This window comes from Spirulina sp. CCY15215 (genome assembly GCF_016888125.1).
Lineage (GTDB): Bacteria > Cyanobacteriota > Cyanobacteriia > Cyanobacteriales > Spirulinaceae > CCY15215.
The window spans coordinates 1-20316 of sequence record NZ_JACSWA010000344.1 but is presented as its reverse complement, the minus strand read 5'-3'; the positions used below and the strand labels follow the sequence as shown (position 1 = coordinate 20316).

14 protein-coding genes are annotated in these 20316 nt (G+C 44.1%); 4 read left to right on the top strand and 10 right to left on the bottom strand.

Annotated elements, in window-relative coordinates; all coding sequences use genetic code 11:
• Window positions 1-96: 96 nt before the first annotated feature.
• Complete coding sequence (locus JUI58_RS07920) at window positions 97-2244, bottom strand: esterase-like activity of phytase family protein (protein ID WP_204103223.1); 2148 nt, start codon at window positions 2242-2244, stop codon at window positions 97-99.
• A 204-nt stretch (window positions 2245-2448) separates the two neighbouring features.
• Here JUI58_RS07920 and JUI58_RS07915 point away from each other — a divergent pair, with 204 nt between their 5' ends.
• Both JUI58_RS07915 and JUI58_RS07910 read left to right on the top strand, forming a co-directional pair.
• A complete protein-coding gene (locus JUI58_RS07915; RefSeq protein WP_204103222.1) occupies window positions 2449-3294 on the top strand; it encodes a DUF1194 domain-containing protein in 846 nt (281 codons plus the stop codon).
• 104 nt (window positions 3295-3398) lie between these two features.
• Entirely contained in the window at window positions 3399-5255 is a 1857-nt protein-coding gene (locus JUI58_RS07910; RefSeq protein WP_204103221.1) for a CHAT domain-containing protein, read from the top strand.
• 42 nt (window positions 5256-5297) lie between these two features.
• Here JUI58_RS07910 and JUI58_RS07905 read toward each other — a convergent pair whose 3' ends face one another.
• From JUI58_RS07905 to thrC, 5 genes are all read right to left on the bottom strand, one after another.
• Window positions 5298-6686, bottom strand: a complete 1389-nt coding sequence (locus JUI58_RS07905; protein WP_204103220.1) for an ATP-binding protein — start codon at window positions 6684-6686, stop codon at window positions 5298-5300.
• A gap of 284 nt (window positions 6687-6970) precedes the next feature.
• Window positions 6971-7348 (bottom strand): hypothetical protein, encoded by a 378-nt coding sequence (locus tag JUI58_RS07900; protein WP_204103219.1) that lies wholly within the window; start codon window positions 7346-7348, stop codon window positions 6971-6973.
• Window positions 7345-7902 carry a Panacea domain-containing protein gene (locus JUI58_RS07895; protein ID WP_204103218.1) on the bottom strand — a complete coding sequence of 186 codons (558 nt, stop codon included), beginning with the start codon at window positions 7900-7902 and terminating at the stop codon, window positions 7345-7347. Before JUI58_RS07895 ends, JUI58_RS07900 begins: the two co-directional genes overlap by 4 nt.
• Window positions 7903-8005: 103 nt before the next feature.
• Window positions 8006-8281 carry a MoaD/ThiS family protein gene (locus JUI58_RS07890; protein WP_204103217.1) on the bottom strand — a complete coding sequence of 92 codons (276 nt, stop codon included), beginning with the start codon at window positions 8279-8281 and terminating at the stop codon, window positions 8006-8008.
• A 202-nt stretch (window positions 8282-8483) separates the two neighbouring features.
• Window positions 8484-9788 carry a threonine synthase gene (gene thrC, locus JUI58_RS07885; RefSeq protein WP_204103229.1) on the bottom strand — a complete coding sequence of 435 codons (1305 nt, stop codon included), beginning with the start codon at window positions 9786-9788 and terminating at the stop codon, window positions 8484-8486.
• Between the two features lie 150 nt (window positions 9789-9938).
• Here thrC and JUI58_RS07880 point away from each other — a divergent pair, with 150 nt between their 5' ends.
• The gene (locus tag JUI58_RS07880) at window positions 9939-11489 is read left to right on the top strand and encodes a phospholipid carrier-dependent glycosyltransferase (protein WP_204103216.1); all 1551 of its coding nucleotides are present in this window, start codon (window positions 9939-9941) and stop codon (window positions 11487-11489) included.
• 123 nt (window positions 11490-11612) lie between these two features.
• Here JUI58_RS07880 and JUI58_RS07875 read toward each other — a convergent pair whose 3' ends face one another.
• Complete coding sequence (locus JUI58_RS07875; protein ID WP_204103215.1) at window positions 11613-12677, bottom strand: serine hydrolase domain-containing protein; 1065 nt, start codon at window positions 12675-12677, stop codon at window positions 11613-11615.
• Between the two features lie 116 nt (window positions 12678-12793).
• On the opposite strand from JUI58_RS07875, the gene JUI58_RS07870 reads away from it, so the two are divergent.
• The gene (locus tag JUI58_RS07870; protein WP_204103214.1) at window positions 12794-17827 is read left to right on the top strand and encodes a protein kinase; all 5034 of its coding nucleotides are present in this window, start codon (window positions 12794-12796) and stop codon (window positions 17825-17827) included.
• A 49-nt stretch (window positions 17828-17876) separates the two neighbouring features.
• Here the strand turns inward: JUI58_RS07870 and JUI58_RS07865 are convergent, their stop codons facing one another.
• From JUI58_RS07865 to JUI58_RS07855, 3 genes are all read right to left on the bottom strand, one after another.
• The gene (locus JUI58_RS07865; RefSeq protein ID WP_204103213.1) at window positions 17877-18521 is read right to left on the bottom strand and encodes a HEAT repeat domain-containing protein; all 645 of its coding nucleotides are present in this window, start codon (window positions 18519-18521) and stop codon (window positions 17877-17879) included.
• Window positions 18522-18559: 38 nt separating this feature from the next.
• Window positions 18560-19399: a HEAT repeat domain-containing protein gene (locus JUI58_RS07860; RefSeq protein WP_204103212.1), complete on the bottom strand. Its 840-nt coding sequence runs from the start codon at window positions 19397-19399 to the stop codon at window positions 18560-18562.
• Between the two features lie 127 nt (window positions 19400-19526).
• A complete protein-coding gene (locus JUI58_RS07855; protein ID WP_204103211.1) occupies window positions 19527-20072 on the bottom strand; it encodes a phycobiliprotein lyase in 546 nt (181 codons plus the stop codon).
• Window positions 20073-20316 lie beyond the last annotated feature (244 nt).

Below are 20316 nucleotides of genomic sequence, written 5' to 3'. Positions count from 1 at the left end.
AAAAGCCCCCCAAACCAATGGGGGGCTTTTTTACGGCTCAAAATAAGTTTGAGATTTAGCGATCGCCCGCCAAAAACCGGATACAATGATCGGCAATTAACGAGGAAGGAAAAGCAAACGAGTCGATAATTCGCCACCATCATTATCGCTGATGACCCAATATCCCGCTTCCGTTACTGCCAATCCTTCAACTTTTTCTTCATACCACTTACTATCGGTAAACAGATCGGCAACTAACTCTTTTTCTACCGTTTCCCCCTCTTCCACACCGTTGAGAGAGAAGCGATAAATGCGCTTGATGCGAACATTAGATGCACCATTTTCACCGCCTTGGTTATCCCGTTCGATAACAAGAAAACTGCCGTCAATATCGCGAGAAATTTCGCTCAAACCAACCCAGCCACCGACATTATCCGTATCGAGGGGATAATAGAAAAAGTCCCATTCTTTTGCCTCGAGATCATATTCGCCGATGCGAACCTTGTCTTCTCCTGCCAATTCCCGTTGTATGGCAACATAAACTTTACGACCATCGGAACTGGTGGTTACACCTTCAAAACCAAAACGAGTAATATTAGCTGCTACCTCTTCAGGTAAGAAAACTTCTTCCTCAACTTCTCCACGCGAGTTAACTTTAATGAGAATGTTGGGTTTTTCCTGACCTTCACTGTTATCTCCTTCACTCACCAGCCAAAAGCCACCCCGAGGCGCGATCGCAATGCCTTCAAGGTCGTAGTTTGCCGGTTCGCCTTCTTTCGTAATGATGGTCGCATCATTGACCATTGCCCCTTCTCGACCGATCGCCATGCGGAAGATCCGCGAAGGCTGCATAGCATTGTCGGGAACGGCGTAAATTTGGCCAGGGTTATTGGGGACGGCAACTAAACCGCTTAAAGCACTAAAAGGTAAATCGACCCGAGGACTCATGACGATGGGTTCCCAAAGCATTTTTGCCGCAAAAAAGTCGATGCTGCCGTCCTCTTCATTGGCTGTAAGGACGAGGTTGCGCTGCGGGAGAGGAAGAACCCCTTCCGGGGCTTTTCCAGTGGGGAGAAAGCTCACCAACTCTGGGTTACGAACATTGGTAATATCATAAATAACGAGGAAACTGCCCCGTTCCGAGGACATAAAAGCATATTCGCGATCGCCAAATTGAGCAACAGCGGCCCCTTCCATTTCAATGCCTCGGTTTTCCGATCGCCCCTCGGGATACTGTCCGCGTAAAATAGCTAATTCTTCGACGCGATCGCCGCTATCGTAGACGACATTCCCTTGTAGGTCGAGGATCGACCAACCGCGACCCCCACTCCAAATGCCATCCCCAAAACTATCGAGGGAAGTATCTCCTTCATTTGCGGTGATAATGTAGCGTCCGTCGGCAGTCATGGCGATCGAATCAGGTTCGCGACGGCCTTCTAAGGGTTGGGAAAAATCAATCTCACCATCTTCTACAATGTCAGCGCGATCGTGGAGGGATGTTCCCGCAGAGAAGATACTTGTTACTTTTTCCTCGGCAATATCGAGGACGGCGATCGCATTATTTTCCTGCAAGCTAATGGCAACGGTGCGCCCATTTTTGCTAATGGCAACGTATTCGGGTTGGGGATCTTCGGCGTAATTTACCCCTTCAACCTCGCTTAAATCCAGTGCGACATTATTGACTTTAGAGTTAGCTGGGTTGTTATAGTCGATGGTAACAAAATTCACCGATCCTGGACGTTGGCCCGGTAAGTTATCTTCGTCTTCTTCGTCTTCAATGGCAATAATGGCTTTGCGTCCATCGGGAGTCACCGAAAGGTTATCGGGTCCAATACCGATGAGGGGAACTCGGGCAACAATTTCGCGCTGTGCTAAATCGATAAAAACAAGGATTCCCGGTTGTTGATCGGCGATTTCTTCTGCTAAATTCAGTACCGTGACCAAAGCATAACGACTATTGGGGGTAACGGCTACTGCGGTGGGTTCTCCCAAATCGGAGACATCAATATTACCGAGGAGTTGAGGGTTTTGCGGATCGCGAATATCCAGCAACCCAACTTTACCATCGCCAGCATTGGTATAAACGAGGGTATTACCATCGGGGGTTGCAGAGATAATTTCCGCAACGGCACCTTCAACAGCATAGCGATTGAGGGAAACAAATTCCTTAATGGGGGCGCTATTGACGCTTTCTACACCCAAGAAAAGACTGCTGGAAATGGCAGCAGCATTTAAAAACGTCCGAAAGTTAAATTTTTTTATCATTGCGATCGCGATCGAATTCCTTCGTAGATGAATAGACGAACCACACAAGACTACCGGAATGAGGTTAAGGGTAGTTTATCTTGAGAAAATTGAACAAAATGTCGAGATTGGCAAATTCAGAAATATCGCCGATACTAAACATAACGTGATAATAATGTGTTTAAACGCGCTTATATTTTTAGTGATTTTGAGGATTACCAAATCATGAAGGCAAGTCTTGCTAGATTAGGAACGAGGATAACGGCGATCGCGGTCAGTACGTTGGTTGCTTCCCCAGTTCTCGCGGGTACATTGGTCAATACTGAATTAGTGCTGTCGGTAGATGTGTCAGGAAGTGTTGACCAAACCGAGTTTAATTTGCAACGTCAAGGTTATGTTAATGCTTTTCGCGATGCTGAACTTATTGGCTTAATTGCAGGATTAGAACACGGAATTGCTGTCACTTTGCAGTATTGGTCAACAACTTCTGCTACCCCTCTCAACTGGTATCACATTATCGATGCAGCTACTGCTAATGCTTTTGCTGATGCGATCGCCGCAGCCCCTCGTCCTGATGGCAACCTCACAAACGTTGCTGCCGCCATTGAATCAGCTACAGATTTACTGTTAACGAATGATTTTGATGGCGATCGCTTGGTCATCGATGTTTCTGGAGATGGCGGCCAAAATGTAAATTTAGCCGGAAACTACTATTGCTCTGCAACTTATCACAGTCAAACGAACCTCGATCCGGCTTGTACGGGTTTAGTGACTGCTGCCCGGGATGCGTCAATTGCGGAAGGGATTACCATTAACGGTTTACCCATTCTCACGGATGTGGCCTATCTTGATGATTATTTTCTCGAATATGCGATCGGTGGAGAAGGAGCATTTGTGCAAGCAGCAGAGACTTTTAGTGATTTTGAGACGGCAGTGAAAACTAAAATCAAACGAGAAATCATCCCCGAACTTGAACCTGAATCTGTTCCTGAGCCTGCTGTTACTTTAGGGTTATTAGCTCTTGGACTTCTAGGGGGTGGATCGGTTCTCAAACAGCGCGATCGCCGTTAAAAAACACTTGAGTCCTGTTATATCCTCACTTTAAATTTTACCTTTTTTATGCCGATAAGTTATAAGCTAAGAAAAAGGCGGCAAATTTGGGGTAAAGTCTTTTTATGGCTGGATACAAAGAACACAGAAAAAACTGTTTCATCATCTCGATCGCAACGGTACTCAGTCTGACCAGTTGGACAGGAAAGATCAATTCGGTTCAAGCCAATATTATTACTCTCCCGGATGGTACCGAATGCACGGGAGACTTTCAAGGAGGACAACTTAACGGTCGCGGTCGTTGCAGCTACGGGAATGGCAATAGTTACGAGGGGGAATTTCGGGACGGGGAAGAGAATGGACAGGGTTTATTTCTCTATGTCAACGGCGATCGCTATGAAGGACAGTTTCGCGATGGTCAGCGTAATGGTTTTGGGATTTTTTATTTTATTAACGGCGATCGCTACGAAGGACAGTTTCGCGACGACAAGCGCAATGGTATTGGTCGCTTGGTCTTTGCCAATGGCGATCGCTATGAGGGGGAATTTCGCGACGACAAGCGCAACGGAAGGGGGATTTTTTACTTTGTCAACGGCGATCGCTACGAAGGGGAATTTCGCGATAATAAGCGCAGTGGAGAAGGTCAATTTATCTTTGCCAACGGCGATCGCTACGAAGGAGAATTTCGCAACGATCGCCGCAATGGACGCGGAATTTTAGTTTTTGCCAATGGCGATCGACAGGAAGGAATTTGGGTCAATGATGAATTGACGAATGAAGTGGTTGATTATATCGAACAAAGTCGTCGTAAAGCCTTTGAGGATTATTTTGGCACTAATTTTGCTGGAGAAGAAGATCGTATTTCTCTGACAGTAATACAGAAGAATTTAGAGGCGATCGAACGTCAAACGGAACAAAAACTGGCTTTAATTTATGTTATCAGTCATCCCAATTTCTTAGAATTAATTTTAATTACCGCCGAGGGATATCCTATTATCAAACGGATTGACGACTTAACCCCAGAATATACCCTGACTGTTGCCGCAGAATTTCGCCGTCAGATTACCAGTGGAAGTACTCGCACCCATCGCAACTATTTACCCTATTCCCAACAACTTTATCAATGGTTGATTGCTCCAATTGCTTCCCAGTTAGAAAGACAAGAAATTGATACCCTGCTCTTTTCTCTCGATACGGGTTTGCGAAGTATTCCTCTTGCGGCTTTACACGACGGCAAACAGTTTTTAGTGGAAAAATATAGCTCTAGTATTGTTCCCAGTTTTAGTCTGACCAATACTCTCTATAATCCTGTCAAGAATTCTCGCGTGTTAGCAATGGGAGCCTCTCAGTTTCGTGAAAATACCCCCCTTCCGGCTATTCCTTTAGAATTAGCGCTAACCCAAAACTCAGCGTCGGAAAAAACATTTCTCAATGAAGATTTTACCCTCGAAAATTTACAATTGCAGCGTCGTCTCTTTCCTTTTCGTGTTATTCATCTTGCGACTCATGCCGAATTTAAACCAGGACATCCGAGCAATTCCTACATTCAATTATGGGATCGCAAACTAACTTTACCTGAATTGGGAAAACTCAACTGGAATAACCCTCCTGTCGATCTTTTGGTATTAAGTGCCTGTCGCACGGCTTTCGGGGATGAGCAAGCAGAATTGGGGTTTGCTGGATTAGCTTTGCAAAGCGGAGCAAAATCGGTTTTAGCGAGTCTTTGGTATGTCAGCGATCTCGGTACTCTTGTCCTGATGGGAGAATTTTATGATAATTTGTCCGCTCTTTCTTTAAAATCTGAAGCCTTGCGACAAGCTCAATTAGCGATGTTGCAGGGAGAAGTAGTTTTGAGTGAAGACCTCTGGAAGAAGTTGGAAAGAAATCCTAGTTTGGCTTCTGAAGCGATCGCCATGCGTAATGCCAGGCTTTCTCATCCTTATTACTGGTCGAGTTTTACGTTAATTGGTAGTCCATTGTAGTTGCGCGATCGAGGGACTCAAGCGAATAACAAAAACAAATTATCACTCACTATCTATGGGTGACTGAAATCTAGGAATCTGAATACTAAATTTGCTGCCTTGCTCTATTTCTGAGCTACAATCTAAACGACCTTGGTGTTTTTCAACAATAATTGAATAACTAATTGAGAGTCCCAAACCTATCCCTTTACCGATCTCTTTGGTGGTGAAAAAAGGCGTAAATAACTGAGTGCGATCGGTCTCTTTTATTCCCACACCATTATCATTGATACAAATTTCTATATTTTCTGATTCTAAGAGTCGAGTTTCGATGGAAATTTGGGGAATAAAAGAAGATTGACCTTCGCGATCGAGTTTTTCTTCGATCGCATCGATCGCATTACCCAATAAATTCATAAAAACTTGATTGAGTTGTCCCGCATAACACTCAATTAAGGGTAAATCACCATAGTTTTTAATTATTTCAATAGCGGGATGATCGGATCGTTCTTTCAAGCGATTTTGCAGAATTAATAAGCTAGTATCAATGCCTTTATGGAGATCGATTACCTCTATTTTTACGGTATCAAGATGAGAAAAGTTACGCAAAGAGATAACAATTTCTTTAATATAGCTTGCACCTATCTTCATAGATTCCAAAACCTTGATAAAATCTTCGAGGAGATAATCAAGATTAATCTCTTCAATAGTTTTTTGAATTTCGGGACTGGGGTGGGAATCATGCGATCGATAAAGAGTTAGAAGTTTAATTAAGTCTTGTGCATAATCTTGAGCGTACTGAATATTACTATCAACAAAATTAACAGGATCATTGATTTCGTGACTAATTCTCGCAATCATTTGCCCCAAAGCCGACATTTTTTCGGATTGAATGAGTTTTATTTGGGTTTTCTTCAGTTTTTTTAATGCTTTTGTTAGCCCTGAAGATCGTTCTCGCAGAATGGCTTCAGATTTTTGTAATTGTTGGGTTGTCAGTTCATGTATTTTGGCATGAGCGAGTAACAAATCATGAACGCTTAATAGAGAATAAGTATTAGATTTCAGTTCTACTAAAATAGGTTCGTAAACTAAATGACTCTCTCGTTGTAAGGCACGGGTAACGGCAATAAAAATCAATTCATCTTCCGAAAAAGAAAGATATTCAGTTGTTTGATATTCACAGAAACGTTTCAAGGAACGTTTAGTAAATAAGTCCAAACTGTAAGGACGACTCATCCATTCAAAGAAACTTTGCCGAGAAATCATGCCGAGAAATTTTCCTCTCTCCACAAAAATTAAACCAGGAAGAGAAGTATCTTTTTCTAATCGATCGATCGCTTCTTTTCCCAAGCAATTAATATCAATATTCGCTTCATAAAGATTTAATTCCCTTAACTGGGAATTCAAGTTGAGATCCTGTGATGGGTTGCGATCGCGGAAAAATTCTCCCATTTGACGATTATCAGGACAATATAGTGTGAATAAACTGAGAACAATGCTTTATCTCTTTTTTCTCTTTCTCTATCTTGCAACAGATTTTCTCAATGGTCAGGAAAATTGTATATATAACTGAGTTGAGTTTTTGAGTTTTCAGGAAAAAACATAAGTTTATTTTATTATTCTCGAACTAAACGGAAACCAAAGAGAATATGACGAGATGCGATGGGACGGGTATAAGGACTATAAATTCTCCATAGCCGATTACAATAAATGTGGCGATCGCTATTGTAATAAATTTATTCATCTCTGTCCAAAATTTTTATTTTATGATGTTCTTCTAGAACTGGACACGCATCGACTGCACTGAGTATAGCTGTCTGTGCATCTAAACTTAATATTCCTCGCGATCGCGTTAAGTCAGAGTCCACAAATGAAAATAGATCGCGACAATCAACATAGGAATCATATTTTAGAAAAGTATGCTGACTGACTAATATTTGAGCTTCACAAGATAGAAGATTGGGTCGATTACGAATAAATTTATTGATTTTAGAATTAATGAAAAACCCATGAGGACAAGGATTGATATAAGCAACAACAATAAATTTGTCTTTTGGGGGTTTGGCATAACGACAAGAAGGAACAAAAAATACTTCCCATTGTTTTGCATTCATTCAGCTTCTCCCGGATACATATCTTTAAGATATTCCAGTAAATCTTCTGAATTTTCGAGCGTTTTTACAATATCTTCAATATTAATGTTATCACTCTCATCAGCCTTTTTCCAAGCGCGATCGTGGCTTAAATCTGTCAGCCGATCGGCAGATAAATTTCCATATTTTTGTATGGAAAAATCGAGGCATTCTAAGTCGGATTGACTAAACAAATTCTTATTGATATCGCGACAAGGTTTAATGCAACAATGATTTTCTACATAGAAAGCAGAATTCGCTTTTTCAAAAATTTCGGTAATTAAAGAATATTGATTTGATTTGTTGTTATCTCTAATATTTGTTATTAAGTTGAAAATCCCGCTAGGTACGGGACCCCGTTTCATCGCAATATATCGATCGCCGCAAATAAATCTTCCATAAGTCTCCAAATGCTTTCTATCGGCAAAATACATTACTTTTGAAATATGAAGAGATGTCGGTTTTGCACCATTTTTTATAATATACAGAATTGCTTCAATCCCTTTCTCTGCATTAAAATTAAATGGGTGTTCCATTGTTAAACTCCCCAATGTTTATAAACTCGTTTCCAATTATATAGCAAAACTAAATGAATCGTAAATAAGGGTTTGGAGACCAAACCCCTACGCCAAAAACGTTTTAACCCCCAGCAACAGCAGGGACAATACTCACTTCATCTCCATCACTCAGCGCAGTATTTTCGTTATCCATGAAGCGAATATCTTCACTATTGACATAGAAATTAATAAAGCGACGAGGTTTTCCCGATTCATCACAAATTTTCGATTTGATACCTGGAAAACTTGTTTCCAAAGCATCAATTAACTCGGTAATATTGCCGCCACTGGCTTCAATTGTGGCTTCGTTGTTGGTGAACTTTTGCAGAGGGGTTGGAACTAATACTTTAACAGCCATTTTGTCTTGGGTAAGAGGTAATATTGAATAGGATAATGGGAAAGAGAGAAACTACTAGGACTTACGCAGCTAGGGAGCGAGACGCTGGGCGCAAGCATTTGCCCTGTACTGTATTCTTTTGTTATGGTAGTGCGGACATCTTGCCCGTTAATGCGTAAGTCCTAACTATATTATTTTAACTCTTTCTTCGCAAAGTTTTGGCTTAGACTAACACTTGTTGCCAGTCTACACGATCTAAGGTTTGCGCCCGTTCCCAAGCTCGCTCAAAACTGTCGAGTTTGGCATCAATGGTTAAGGGTTCGCCGATATAACCTTGAATTGCTTCTTGGGTTTTTAAGCCATTTCCAGTGATATAAACAACAGTCGTTTCTTCAGGATCGATTTTACCTGCTTCTGCTAATTTTTTCAGTACAGCAATGGTTGTTCCTCCCGCCGTTTCTGTGAAAATTCCTTCAGTTTCTGCCAACAGTTTCATCCCTGCAATAATTTCTGGATCTGTGACAGATTCGATGTGACCGTTGGTTTTTCGTGCTTGTTCTAGGGCGTAAATTCCATCCGCAGGATTGCCGATCGCAATGGATTTGGCAATGGTATTTGGTTTAACTGGAGTGACAAAATCTCGACCTTCTTTAAAGGCTTGGGCAACCGGAGAACAACCTTCTGCTTGGGCTCCACTATAACGCACGGGTTTATCTTCTACTAAGCCGACTTTGACAAATTCTTGGAAGCCTTTACAAATTTTGGTGTAGAGGGAACCAGAAGCAATTGGGGCAACAATATGATCGGGTAATTTCCAGCCTAATTGTTCTGCAACTTCAAAAGCAAGGGTTTTAGAGCCTTCTGAATAATAAGGGCGAAGATTGATATTGACAAAGCCCCATCCTTTCGTATTCGCAACTTCCGAACAAAGGCGATTAACTTGATCGTAATTGCCTTTTACCGCTATTACCGTCGGATTGTAAACTAATGTTCCTAAAATTTTACCTGCTTCTAAATCTGAGGGGATGAACACACAACATTCAAGCCCTGCATGAGCCGCGATCGCCGCCGTAGAGTTGGCTAAATTCCCCGTACTAGCGCAGGAGACGGTGGTAAATCCTAATTCGCGGGCGCGGGTTAATGCCACGGAAACGACTCTATCTTTGAAGCTAAGAGTTGGCATATTGACGGCATCATTTTTAATATAAAGATTTTTAAGACCCAGACGACGCGCCAAACGAGTCGATCGCACTAAGGGAGTCATCCCCGTACCCACATCAATCACATTATCGGTAGCAACGGGTAGAAAGGGACGATAGCGCCAAATGGAGTTAGGACCGGCGGCGATACTTTCGCGACTAACTTGGCGGCGGATGGCATCGTAATCATACTGCACTTCTAAAGGCGCGAAGGTATGTTCGCAAATATTGATGGGGAGTAAGTCGTATTCATGTCCTCCTTCCTTGGAAACCAGCTTGGTGAAGGTGGCTGAGGAGCTTTTGGGTTGAGTGGCGATCGCTTGGGTCATGGCTTTATATCTTTCCATCTACAGGTTGAAAGAAATCCTAACACAGATAAAAAACACCGTCAAACATACCCGACTAATTTAGTCGGGATTAAAAAAGTAAGGATGAGGGATAAAGTATGTAAGCAGGAAAAACTTATCCCCGCAACCTCAATGATTGTTGACAAACAACCCGTTTTTCGTTCATTTCCTTGGTTTAAACTCGCTTTGGTGGGGATTTTCCTGTTTTCCCTAGGGTTGCGGTTTTGGCGCTTGGAACAATTTAATACATTAGTTTTTGATGAGGTGTACTATCCGGTATTTGCCAATCGTTACTTACTTGGCGAAACGGTCTATAACACACATCCCCCCTTAAGTCAACTCATTTTGGCTGTGGGAATTTGGCTGGGATCTCATTTACCTTTTGGACAAGAAACAACTAATACATTAACGGGATCGTTGCGAACAACTTTTAGTTATCGTTGGTTTAATGCGCTAACAGGTTCATTTGTTCCTGTCGTTATTGGCGCGATCGCCTATCTTCTGACCTATCGCCGCAGTTATGGGGCGATCGCGGCTTTATTTGCAGCTTTAGATGGGTTATTTTTGGTGGAGTCTCGTTATGGGTTGAACAATATTTATTTGGTTTTATTTGGTTTATTGGGACAGTTATGCGTTTTATTTGCTTTACAAGAATATCCCAAATCGAGACAGCGCAAAATTCGTCGCTTGCGAAGTTATCGGGGAGGGAAATTTCGTCTTCTTCGTATTGTTAGCGATCGCGTCAATGACTTTTTTCGCGATCGCCGTCCTCGCTGGCAAATTTTGATTTTAGCGGGGATATTTTTTGGCTTATCAGCAGGGATAAAATGGAATGGATTGGGTTTTTTATTGGGAATCTATCTGCTTTGGTTTGTAGCTTGGGCGATCGCGATCTTAACCCCTACAAATCGGCTTGGAAATGGTAAATACAATCAACTCCCTTTAACTCATTTAACTTCTCTCAATCTGCTACATATTATTTGGTATTTGGGATGTATTCCTGTTTTTACCTATTGTTTGACTTGGGTTCCTCATCTGTTGATGAATCCTAAACCTGGATTCTGGGAAATGCAAAAAGCAATCCTTTCTTTTCATCAAAAAATTGGCAGTGGTCCAGGGGTTCACCCTTATTGTTCATCTTGGTATAGTTGGTTAATTATGGGACGACCTGTGGCCTATTTTTATCAAAAGGTGCAGAATGTTGAAGAAATGATTCCTGCTTATCCTCCTTTACCGAGTGGGATGGGTAGCATTGTGTATGATGTTCATGCGATGGGAAATCCGATCTTGTGGTGGTTTTCTACCCTGGCGATCGCCATTCTCTGTTTATTTTTATTGCTAAATTTGTGGCGCAGAAAATTTTCGCGATCGCCAGTTGCACCGAGTATTTGGCTGATGTTATTTTTAGTCTTTAATTATGCTGCAAACTTATTACCTTGGTTGAAAGTAACGCGATGTACATTTCTTTATCATTATATGGGTGCATCGGTATTTGCAATTTTAGCAGGTGCATGGATTATTGATAATTGGCTGCATAGTTCTCAATATATTTCTCGTCAAATTGGACTTGTTACGATCATCTTTATCATTCTTGCTTTTATCTTTTGGTTGCCAATTTACCTCGGACTTCCTCTTTCTCCCGATGGGTATCAGTTACGAATGTGGTTTAATAATTGGGTTTAATTGCGGGTGCATCTCAAAATCAAAAATAGGCTTGTTGTTGAACTTATGAAGATTGAAAAGCTATGTCGATAATTAAACTATCTTTCTAGCTTACAATCCACCAGTGAATATAATTCACTCTCTTTAGGATTGAATATCAAGCGCCAATTCTATTAATTTTTGGGGTGTTTCCTCAATTAAAGAAGATGCAGTATCCTCGGAATTTGTTAGCACAACAAAACCGATATTATATTCGGGAATAATACCAATAATACTCACAAAATTGTCGTAAGAACCTTCATGGGCAATTACCTCAATTCCCTGATATTCATCAACTTCCCATCCCATTGCATAACTTCCCCATTTTGGTTGCCATGTTTTCAATAAATTTGCTTCTGAGACAACGCGATCGCCATTGGGTGCAATACCTCTATTCACCTGGGTACTGATATAACGTGCCATATCAGTTATACTGGCTTTTAAAGAGCCAGAAGGAGCAAGGGGATCGTCATCAAAATCTTCAGTTTCTGCTTCTAATAGTTCCCCATCTTCTAAAATATAAGACCGAGAATAATTAATATTAGAAATTGCTTCACTAGCAAAAATTGTGCTATCCTTCATACCAATTGGCTCTAAAATTCGTTCCTGTAATAATTGAGCATAACCTGCATATAAATTTTCCGCATCTTCATCTACAGCTAAAACCGCTAAATATCCTGCCAACGAAACCGCTAAATTGCTATAACTAAAAACATCTCCTGGTTCTCCTAATAATTCAACCCCAGCGATATAAGCAAAAACATCTTCCGCCTGGGAATTATCCAGATCGAACTCATCTTCAGCATCCTCGGGAATCCCACTTCTCATGCTTAATAAATGTTGTAGAGTAACAGTTTGGCGACTATCGGGATCCTCCAGTTCAAAATCGGGATCGATCGCGATCGCAGGAGTATCCCAATCGAGAATACCATCATCAACTAACGTCGCAATTAATAAAGCCGTCATCGATTTATGAGTTGAACCAATCTGAAATAAAGTATCAGTAGTGACAGGGCGTTGTTTGGCGATATCGCGATCGCCAAAACCTGCCTGTAGAATAATCTCATTTCCCTGTACTAAAGCAACGGCAACCCCAGGGATATTATCCTCCTCTTGACGCGCTTCAATCCAATCAGAAACGCGATCGGCATAAATTCTTTTAATGCTCATTTTTCCACCCGCAATTATTAATAATTAATGACGCAAAAATTGTTATTTGTAAATGATGGCACAAGTTGCGTTAAAATCGGAAGACGCTCTAGCATAACTATACGGACGAGGAAAATATGCAGGCTCGGTTTTCCAGTCAGTGGAAGGTCGGCAACACCCTTCTGGACCTGTACGCGATCGAAAATACCTTGAATAAGGCAGGATTAGCGACAGTCTACCTCGCCCGACATAAGGCATGGGCAATTGATGTGGCACTGAAAGCGCTATCTCCAGAACTGATAGCCACCCTAGGAGGTCCCCCAAGATGCGAACAAGAATTAGAAACATGGGTCAATTTAGCCCTGCATCCCCATATTGCCAGTTGTTACTACACCCGCCCCATTGAAAATGATTTGGCGATCGTCTCCGAATATGTTGAAGGAGGGAGTTTAAGAGATTGGCTCGATCGCGATCGCCTCTATCGAGGAGAGCGTAAAGCTGTACTTAAGCGCATCCTCGATATTGCCATCCAATCCGCTTGGGGATTGCACTATGCCCACGAACGCAGTACAGTTCACGGTAGGATCAAACCCGAAAATATTCTCATCACAGAGCAAGGAATTGCCAAAATTACGGATTTTGGTTGGGTAAATTTAGGCAGTCCCTTGGTAGCCTATGCAGCACCAGAACAATTACAGCACAATCACTATAGCCCCAGCAGCGATCTGTGGAGTTGGGGCTTAACAGTTTTGGAAATGTTTCAAGGAAAACGGACATGGCAAGAGGGAACCCAAGCCAGAGAAGCCCTAGAACAATATCAACAGACTCGAGAAACACGAACAGATCTGCCCGCAATGCCTCACGGAGTCGCCGAATTGCTGCACTATTGCTGGCAAGACCCCGAACATCAGCGCCCTCCTCATTTACGCTTTTGTGCCGAAAGATTGAGTCAAATTTATCAGGAGGCGATCGGTACAGTTTATCCGCGTCAGGAACCCAATGTCAGCGAATATCGCGCCGATATCCTCAATAATCGCGCCGTTGCCCTCCTTGACCTAGGGCGCAAACAAGAAGCCGTCAACTGTTGGGACGAAGCCCGTCGCATCTCCCCCAACCACCCCGAATCGACCTATAACTGGGGGTTATTATTGTGGCGCGGGCGCTATACCAACGACGAACGACTCCTGCAAGTCTTAAATAACGCCCTCGATCCTCAAGAGGATTTAACCGCCTATCTTTTGGGCTGGGTGCATTTAGAACGAGACGACTGCCAAGCGGCGATCGCGGCCTTTTCTAGCCTACTCGAGAGAAACGCGAATGTAGAAGGTCAAAACGCCCTCGCCCTTGCCCAAACCAGGCTGCCCGAGTCCAAATATCAGCTTCTCAACCTGCCAGGCAAACAACCCATCGCCATTAGTCCTAAAGCCGTTAATACAGTTTGTTTCAGTGCTGACGGACGTTACGGATTATCGGGAAAACAAGATGGCACCCTAGAACTATGGGACTTTAAAACCAATCAGAATCATATTTTTGCGGGAGATTGTCAAGGAAAAATCCTCTCCATTGCGATCGCCCCAGATAATCGCTACATTATTTCCCTGTCCCAAGGAGAATTCGGACCGATCCTCAAATTGTGGAGTTTAATGATTGGGAAATGTTTGTGTACCTTTGAAAACATAAATATCTGGGAAACCTTACCAAATCAACCCAAGGACATCCCGACGCAATTGGCTGACTTCCCAGAAGTATTCGCTACGGTAGATTCGGATCGGCAATCCTCAGAAGACCTGGGAACGGTATTTTGGGTCGGTCAAGCAGGGGAAAGCCCCAGCAAAAGAGCAGAAGAACCAAAGAAAACACCCTTGAGTCCTAATGCTTTAGACAACAAGATTTTTAGTGAGGATAGTCGTTATACTTTGTCCCGCGAGGGGATGACCCTGACCCTACAAGAAGTCGCCACCCAAAAGATTCTCTATACCTGCTTGCAAGATGGTACGCCTATTTTCTTGCTGGCATCTCAACGTTATGGCTTATCTGCTGAAGCGGATCCGAGAATCTGGGATTTGACTGAAGGGAAACCGTTGCGCCAATTTGATAACCTCGGCCGCGTCACAGAGATTTGCCTACTCTCCAACGGGCGCTTGTGTTTGGCCGCAATAGAAGACGGCAACCTGCAATTACTGTCCCTTTCCACCGGGCGCATTCTACGAACCATTAAAACCGATCGCCAAATTAAAGCCCTTGCCCTGAGTGCCGATGGACGCTACGCCCTTGCTGGGGGAAGAGATTTGCAATTGTGGTGCCTGAAAACAGGAAGATGTCTGCGAACTTTTGCCACATCCGAGGCGATCGCAACTATTGCGATCGCCCCCGATGGACGCTATGCCTTAACTGGGGGAATTCAAGGCACGAAATTATGGCAAGTGAACTGTTATTCCCCGGCACCCCTTGCCCCCTTTCGCTTCTGTCGAATGCAGCAAGAGACGAATTTACTCTCCGTGGAAGAAATCTACGAACAGGAATTGGCTCGCGGTTCCCTGCTCCTGGAAGAAGAAAATTACCTTGAAGCCTTAGAATGCTTGCAGGGACTGCGATCGCTCCCCGGTTACGAATGGGAGGAACGAGGCATTTTTCTCTGGGGAAGCCTCTACAATCATTTTCCCCGTAGGAGATTAAAAGGGGCGCGAGAAGTCTTAAGCGTCAGTCCTCATCACAGCCGCATCAATGCGATCGCCCTTTCTGCCTCGGGGGAATGGGTCGCAACCGCCGGCAACGATAAAAGCGTACAGTTATGGCACCCCAGGACCGGAGATATTCTCGTAACTTGTCAAAATGACTCCCTGGGAAGCGCCGTCGCCCTCGATCTGAGTCCAGACGGTCGGGATTTACTGATAGGAGGAGATGGCGGCAGCGTACAAATTTGGGATGTGTCAAGCGGTCAATGTAAATCTCGCTTTTCCGGCAATCAAAGCATTCCCCTCTCCGTCAGTTTTAGTCCCGATGGGGGCTATGCGATCGCCGGCTGTGCGAATGGAGAACTATTGTTATGGGAAGTGGGAACCCAAAGGTTACTCCGTCGCTGGCAGGGTCATCAAACCCCCATTCCCGCCGTGGGTTTTAGTCCCGATGGGCGCTACCTTTTCTCCTGCGAAACCGGTTCGAGAAACGAAGAAGAGGCTTGGGGTCTGGAAACCGTGGGAGATGAGTCAACGGGGACATGGAAATATTGGGAGGTGGCCACGGGAGACTGTTTACAAGCGGTTCCCTCTGGGGGTCGGAGACTGAATTCTGTTTGTTTGAGTCCCGAGGGGCATTATGGGGCATCGGTAGGCAGCGATCGCACTATAGCATTATGGGCGGTTGCTGTCGGTCGCTGTTTGCGAGTTCTTCAAGGTCACGAAGGAGCCGTAACTTGTGTGGACTTTAGTGCCGATGGACGTATTTTATTATCCGGAAGTGAGGATGGCACCCTACGATTATGGAATGTTTTAAACGGGGAATGTGTCTTTATTTTCGAGGGACATCGAGACAGCATTACCGCCGCGAGATTGAGTGCAGATGGTCGCTACGCCATTTCTGCCAGTCAGGACGGGGATTGTAAGGTTTGGCTGCTTGATTGGGAATTAGCAGAACACCGGGCGATCGCCTGGGATGAAGGGGCAAAACCCTATTTAGAGGCTTTTTTATGGTTGCACGTCCCCCCCGCCGCCACATTACCCGATACGCCCCCCGAGGAGAAGAGTGCAGAACAGCGACAACCCTTACCCTGGAGTTATTTAGGCATTCTTTTCCTCTTAGCCTGGTCGGGAATGGCTTTGGCGGTGGAAATCTTGAAATCTGGCGATTTAAACGCGATCCTGCTGTCCCTGGGTTCGATGGCGTTTATGGGAGGATATTATACCAGCCGTCAGATGGGCAATCCCAGCGTTCAGTTAGGGTCCTTATTTGGGGCGGGGATATTAGTGATAGTCGGGGCGATTAATGCGCCTAACAGTTGGATTCCTTTAGCCAGTGCGGGGTTAGGTGTTGGCATCGGGTTCGTATTGATGGGGACGATCGCCGGCTTATTTTACCCTTATCCCGTTTCGATTCTACCTGGTTTAAAAGCCTGTCAGCGCCTGAAAATCAAGTTGGGATATCTCCCAACTATTGCCCTCTTACTCTTTGTTAGTTGGGGGGGAACCCGGTTGGAAACCGCGATCGCCCAAAATTGGGTCAGTCCAGAAGTCGTCTGCGGACTTCTCTTGAGCATTTTGGCCGCGATCGGACTAAAACAGTTTTGGCGCGATCGCCAAAACAAAAAGCGCCAAAAAGCCGCGCCAAAAGAGCCAGGCTCTAAAAAGTCTTTTTCACTGCTTCGTCCTTTATCTCTCATTAGTTCTGATTCATCATTTCCTCGTCCTTCTGCTCTTCTGCAAAAACTCTGGCAAAATATCGGCCAAGGGGGTAGAATCGCTCTCTTAGTGACGGCGATCGCCTTGAGTTCCTTTAAATGGGCGCTTCCGAGTTCCGTCGGCATTACTCCTCCCGATCTCTGCCGAGATCCTTCTAGGGTGAGTGCTTATCTCTATCGCGGAGGCAACCCTAATGTTTTGGTAACGCGAGAATTTCTCTCCTCTCTGGGAGAAAAGAAACACATTTCTCTGTTGCAATGTACCTTGCTCGATAATCACTTTACAGTTGCCATGCTTCTCCTCGATAATGGCGCTAAAGCAGAGTCCAATGGCTTTTCTGCCCAGGTCACTCCCCTCCATATCGCCGTGGAAAAAAGTGTTCCCGATCTTGTGAGTGCATTGATCGCCCGAGAAGCCGATGTGAATATCCGGGATGAATACAATCGCACCCCTCTACATTGGGTACAAAGTCCCGCCATTGCCCAAATACTCCTCGATGCTGGGGCAGATGTGAACGTCTTCAGTCGCGATCGCGGCACTCCCCTGCATTGGGCGATCGCCACCAATCAATTACCTTTAGTACAGCTATTCGTTGCAGTTGGAGCCAATCTTGACACTAAAAATAGTGAAGACTTGACCCCCCTTGAATTTGCCCAGCAACAGGATCGCCCAGAAATTGTCCAGTTTTTGCAAGTAGAAGCAGCCAAGAATAGCGAAGAATCTGGCGATCGTAATGATACGGAGGATTTGGAAGAAATTCCAGAGAAGCAAGGATAATTTTGCGTTTTGTTTCAATCCCTTTTATTAACTCGAAATTGTGCGTTAATTAACTCTCAATTTGTAAACGCTGTAAAGCGAGTTGAATGCGAGCGCGAAGGGTGAGTTCGGGTTCTGTTTCTTGCCAAATTTGTAAATGGTTGCCAACTTTTTCTGTAAATAAAGGTTGTTGAGTCGCCAATCCTTGCAAACCCAAAACCGCCGCATAACGAACAACCCATTCTACATCTTGGGAAACAAAAATAAGAGCATCAAGAACTTGCTTTTGAGTCGTTTCTTGTTCTGAAGAAGAAATTTCCGACCATAAAATATTACCTAACCCCCGAGAGGCAGCGCGACGAACACTAAAGGAAAAATCTTCTTTTGCTGCTTGTATTAGGGTCTCGATCGCCCGAGGATCGCCAATTCCAGCCAAAGTGCGGATCGCCCAAGCCCTCGCCCCGTAATTATAACCGTCAAGTTGTTCGAGAAGGGCAGGAACTGCTGGAATCCCTAACTTAATTAAGCCCCCAACTGCAGCGACGGCGGCTCCAGGGTTATTGTAACCGAGAATTTCAATTAACTTCGGAAGAGCCTGTTCTTGGCGCAAATCTGCCAAGGCTTGCACCGCATCGAGTAAAGCATCTGAAGAAGCAGCTAGATCGACGGCTTTAATATAGTCTTGAACTGAAGGTTTTGTTACTATTTCATTCATAGTTTGTTGATGCTTCAATAACTTTTAACTGGTGACTTTTATAACAGGGAATCCATGAAACCCATCACGCGAATGCTATCTTCGGATAACTGAAGAGATGAGGAAGATATTCCTTGGAGATGATGTTCTAAAATGCCTTTGAGGGCAATTAGCTTTAAACTATTTTCCGCTAAAGTTTTACAGATCGCCTCGGCTGCGGGCAAATAACCCACGGCTCCTAAGTCCATTAAGGCAGAGCGGCGCAATTGTAGGCGATCGCCTTGTAAAGCTAGAATTAACCTCTGTCCGTAGCGATCCTCTCCTGTAATTTGATACAATCCTCGAGCCGCCGCATACTGTACTTTTTCTACAGGATGTTCTAAAAAAGGCGCGATCGCCTCAATTGCTTCCGTCGCCTGCAATGCCCCTAGAGCTTCGATAATGGCTTCGTAAGGTTGAACTAGGTGGGGCTTCCCCGGTACGAATTGGGCTGCTTCTACCCCCCCTTCGAGAAATTTAAGCAAGTTGGGAATACAACTGCGATCGCCGATCGCCCCTAGAGCTTGAGCCGCAGATTCTCGCACGTAGACATCGCTACAGTTAAGGCACTGTAAAAGAGCAGGGATCGCTTCCGTCGCTCCGAGTTTTGCCAAGGCTTTGGCCGCATTACGGCGCAAGGGGTACCCACCATCAGGAGTGCGGTGATCTTCGTCTTCAAGGGCTTCAATTAATGCCGCGATCGCCTCGGGATCGCCAACTCTAAACCGTCCCAACCACCAAGCGGCATAGTAGCGCAAACTTGTATCTTCTTTTTGCTTCAGGTTGGCGATCGCTTTGGCGATGGTAAGGTCTTCGCCATCGGGGGGCGTTAAATTTTCTTCACCGAAGGACTCTTGCATTTATGAGTTATGAGTTAGGAAATTAGGAGAAAATTTATCGATTACCTATTACGGGTTATTTCCTAAAAATACCAGACTTTTTAACAAAAGTCTGGCGATCGCGATTGAATATCCTGGGAAGAGCGCATTAACCGACCCGTTTTTCGAGATACTGTCCGATGGTTTGCTCCTCTCCCGCCCGAGAAATGATGGTTTGGCGAGTGCGATAATTGCGACCGATTAATTTTAACTCTTCTTCAAAGACAGAGCCTTTATATTCCGTCCGCAGACGCAGGGTTTGAGGGCTATCTGGGGGTAAAGTGTATTCTGCTGTAATTGGTTTTATCGTCGCAAAACCGCGATCGCGATACATAAGGGTTTCCGAAATCCCAAATATTGTCGAACCTTTCAGAGGTTTGCGATCCTCTTTGGTGTAATTACTTTCCCAGGTTACTTGAGAACCACCCAGGAGAATATCTGCATCCTCTAATTGATGTAACATTGCTAAATGCTGCAATTCTGGAGTATTGCGAGGGAGAAAGCTAACCGTGATAAAACTCTCAACTTCCTGCACTTCATCGGTTTTTAGGGTGTAATAACGCCGTTGAGAGTGCCAGTTTCCTACAGATTCTTGCAGAAAGGCGATCGCCAATTCTCCGAGACTTACCTCAGTTGTTAATACCAATGATGACATAAAGATCGAACCTCGTTGAAAGGATAACAGATAAGTAAGGAAAATAATCTAGAACTTAGGTGGCTTTTTTTAGGCTTTTGGTCAATTAATCCGCACTAAGCACCCTTGAACATATTCTTGAACAGATTTTCCTGTCTCATTTTCTGCGTGTTCATCAGAAGAATGGGTAGAAACCCCGCCCTTATAGGACGGCTTTATATTGGTTCCGTTACCGCCTTGTACGCATAACGGGTTTTGCTCTTTC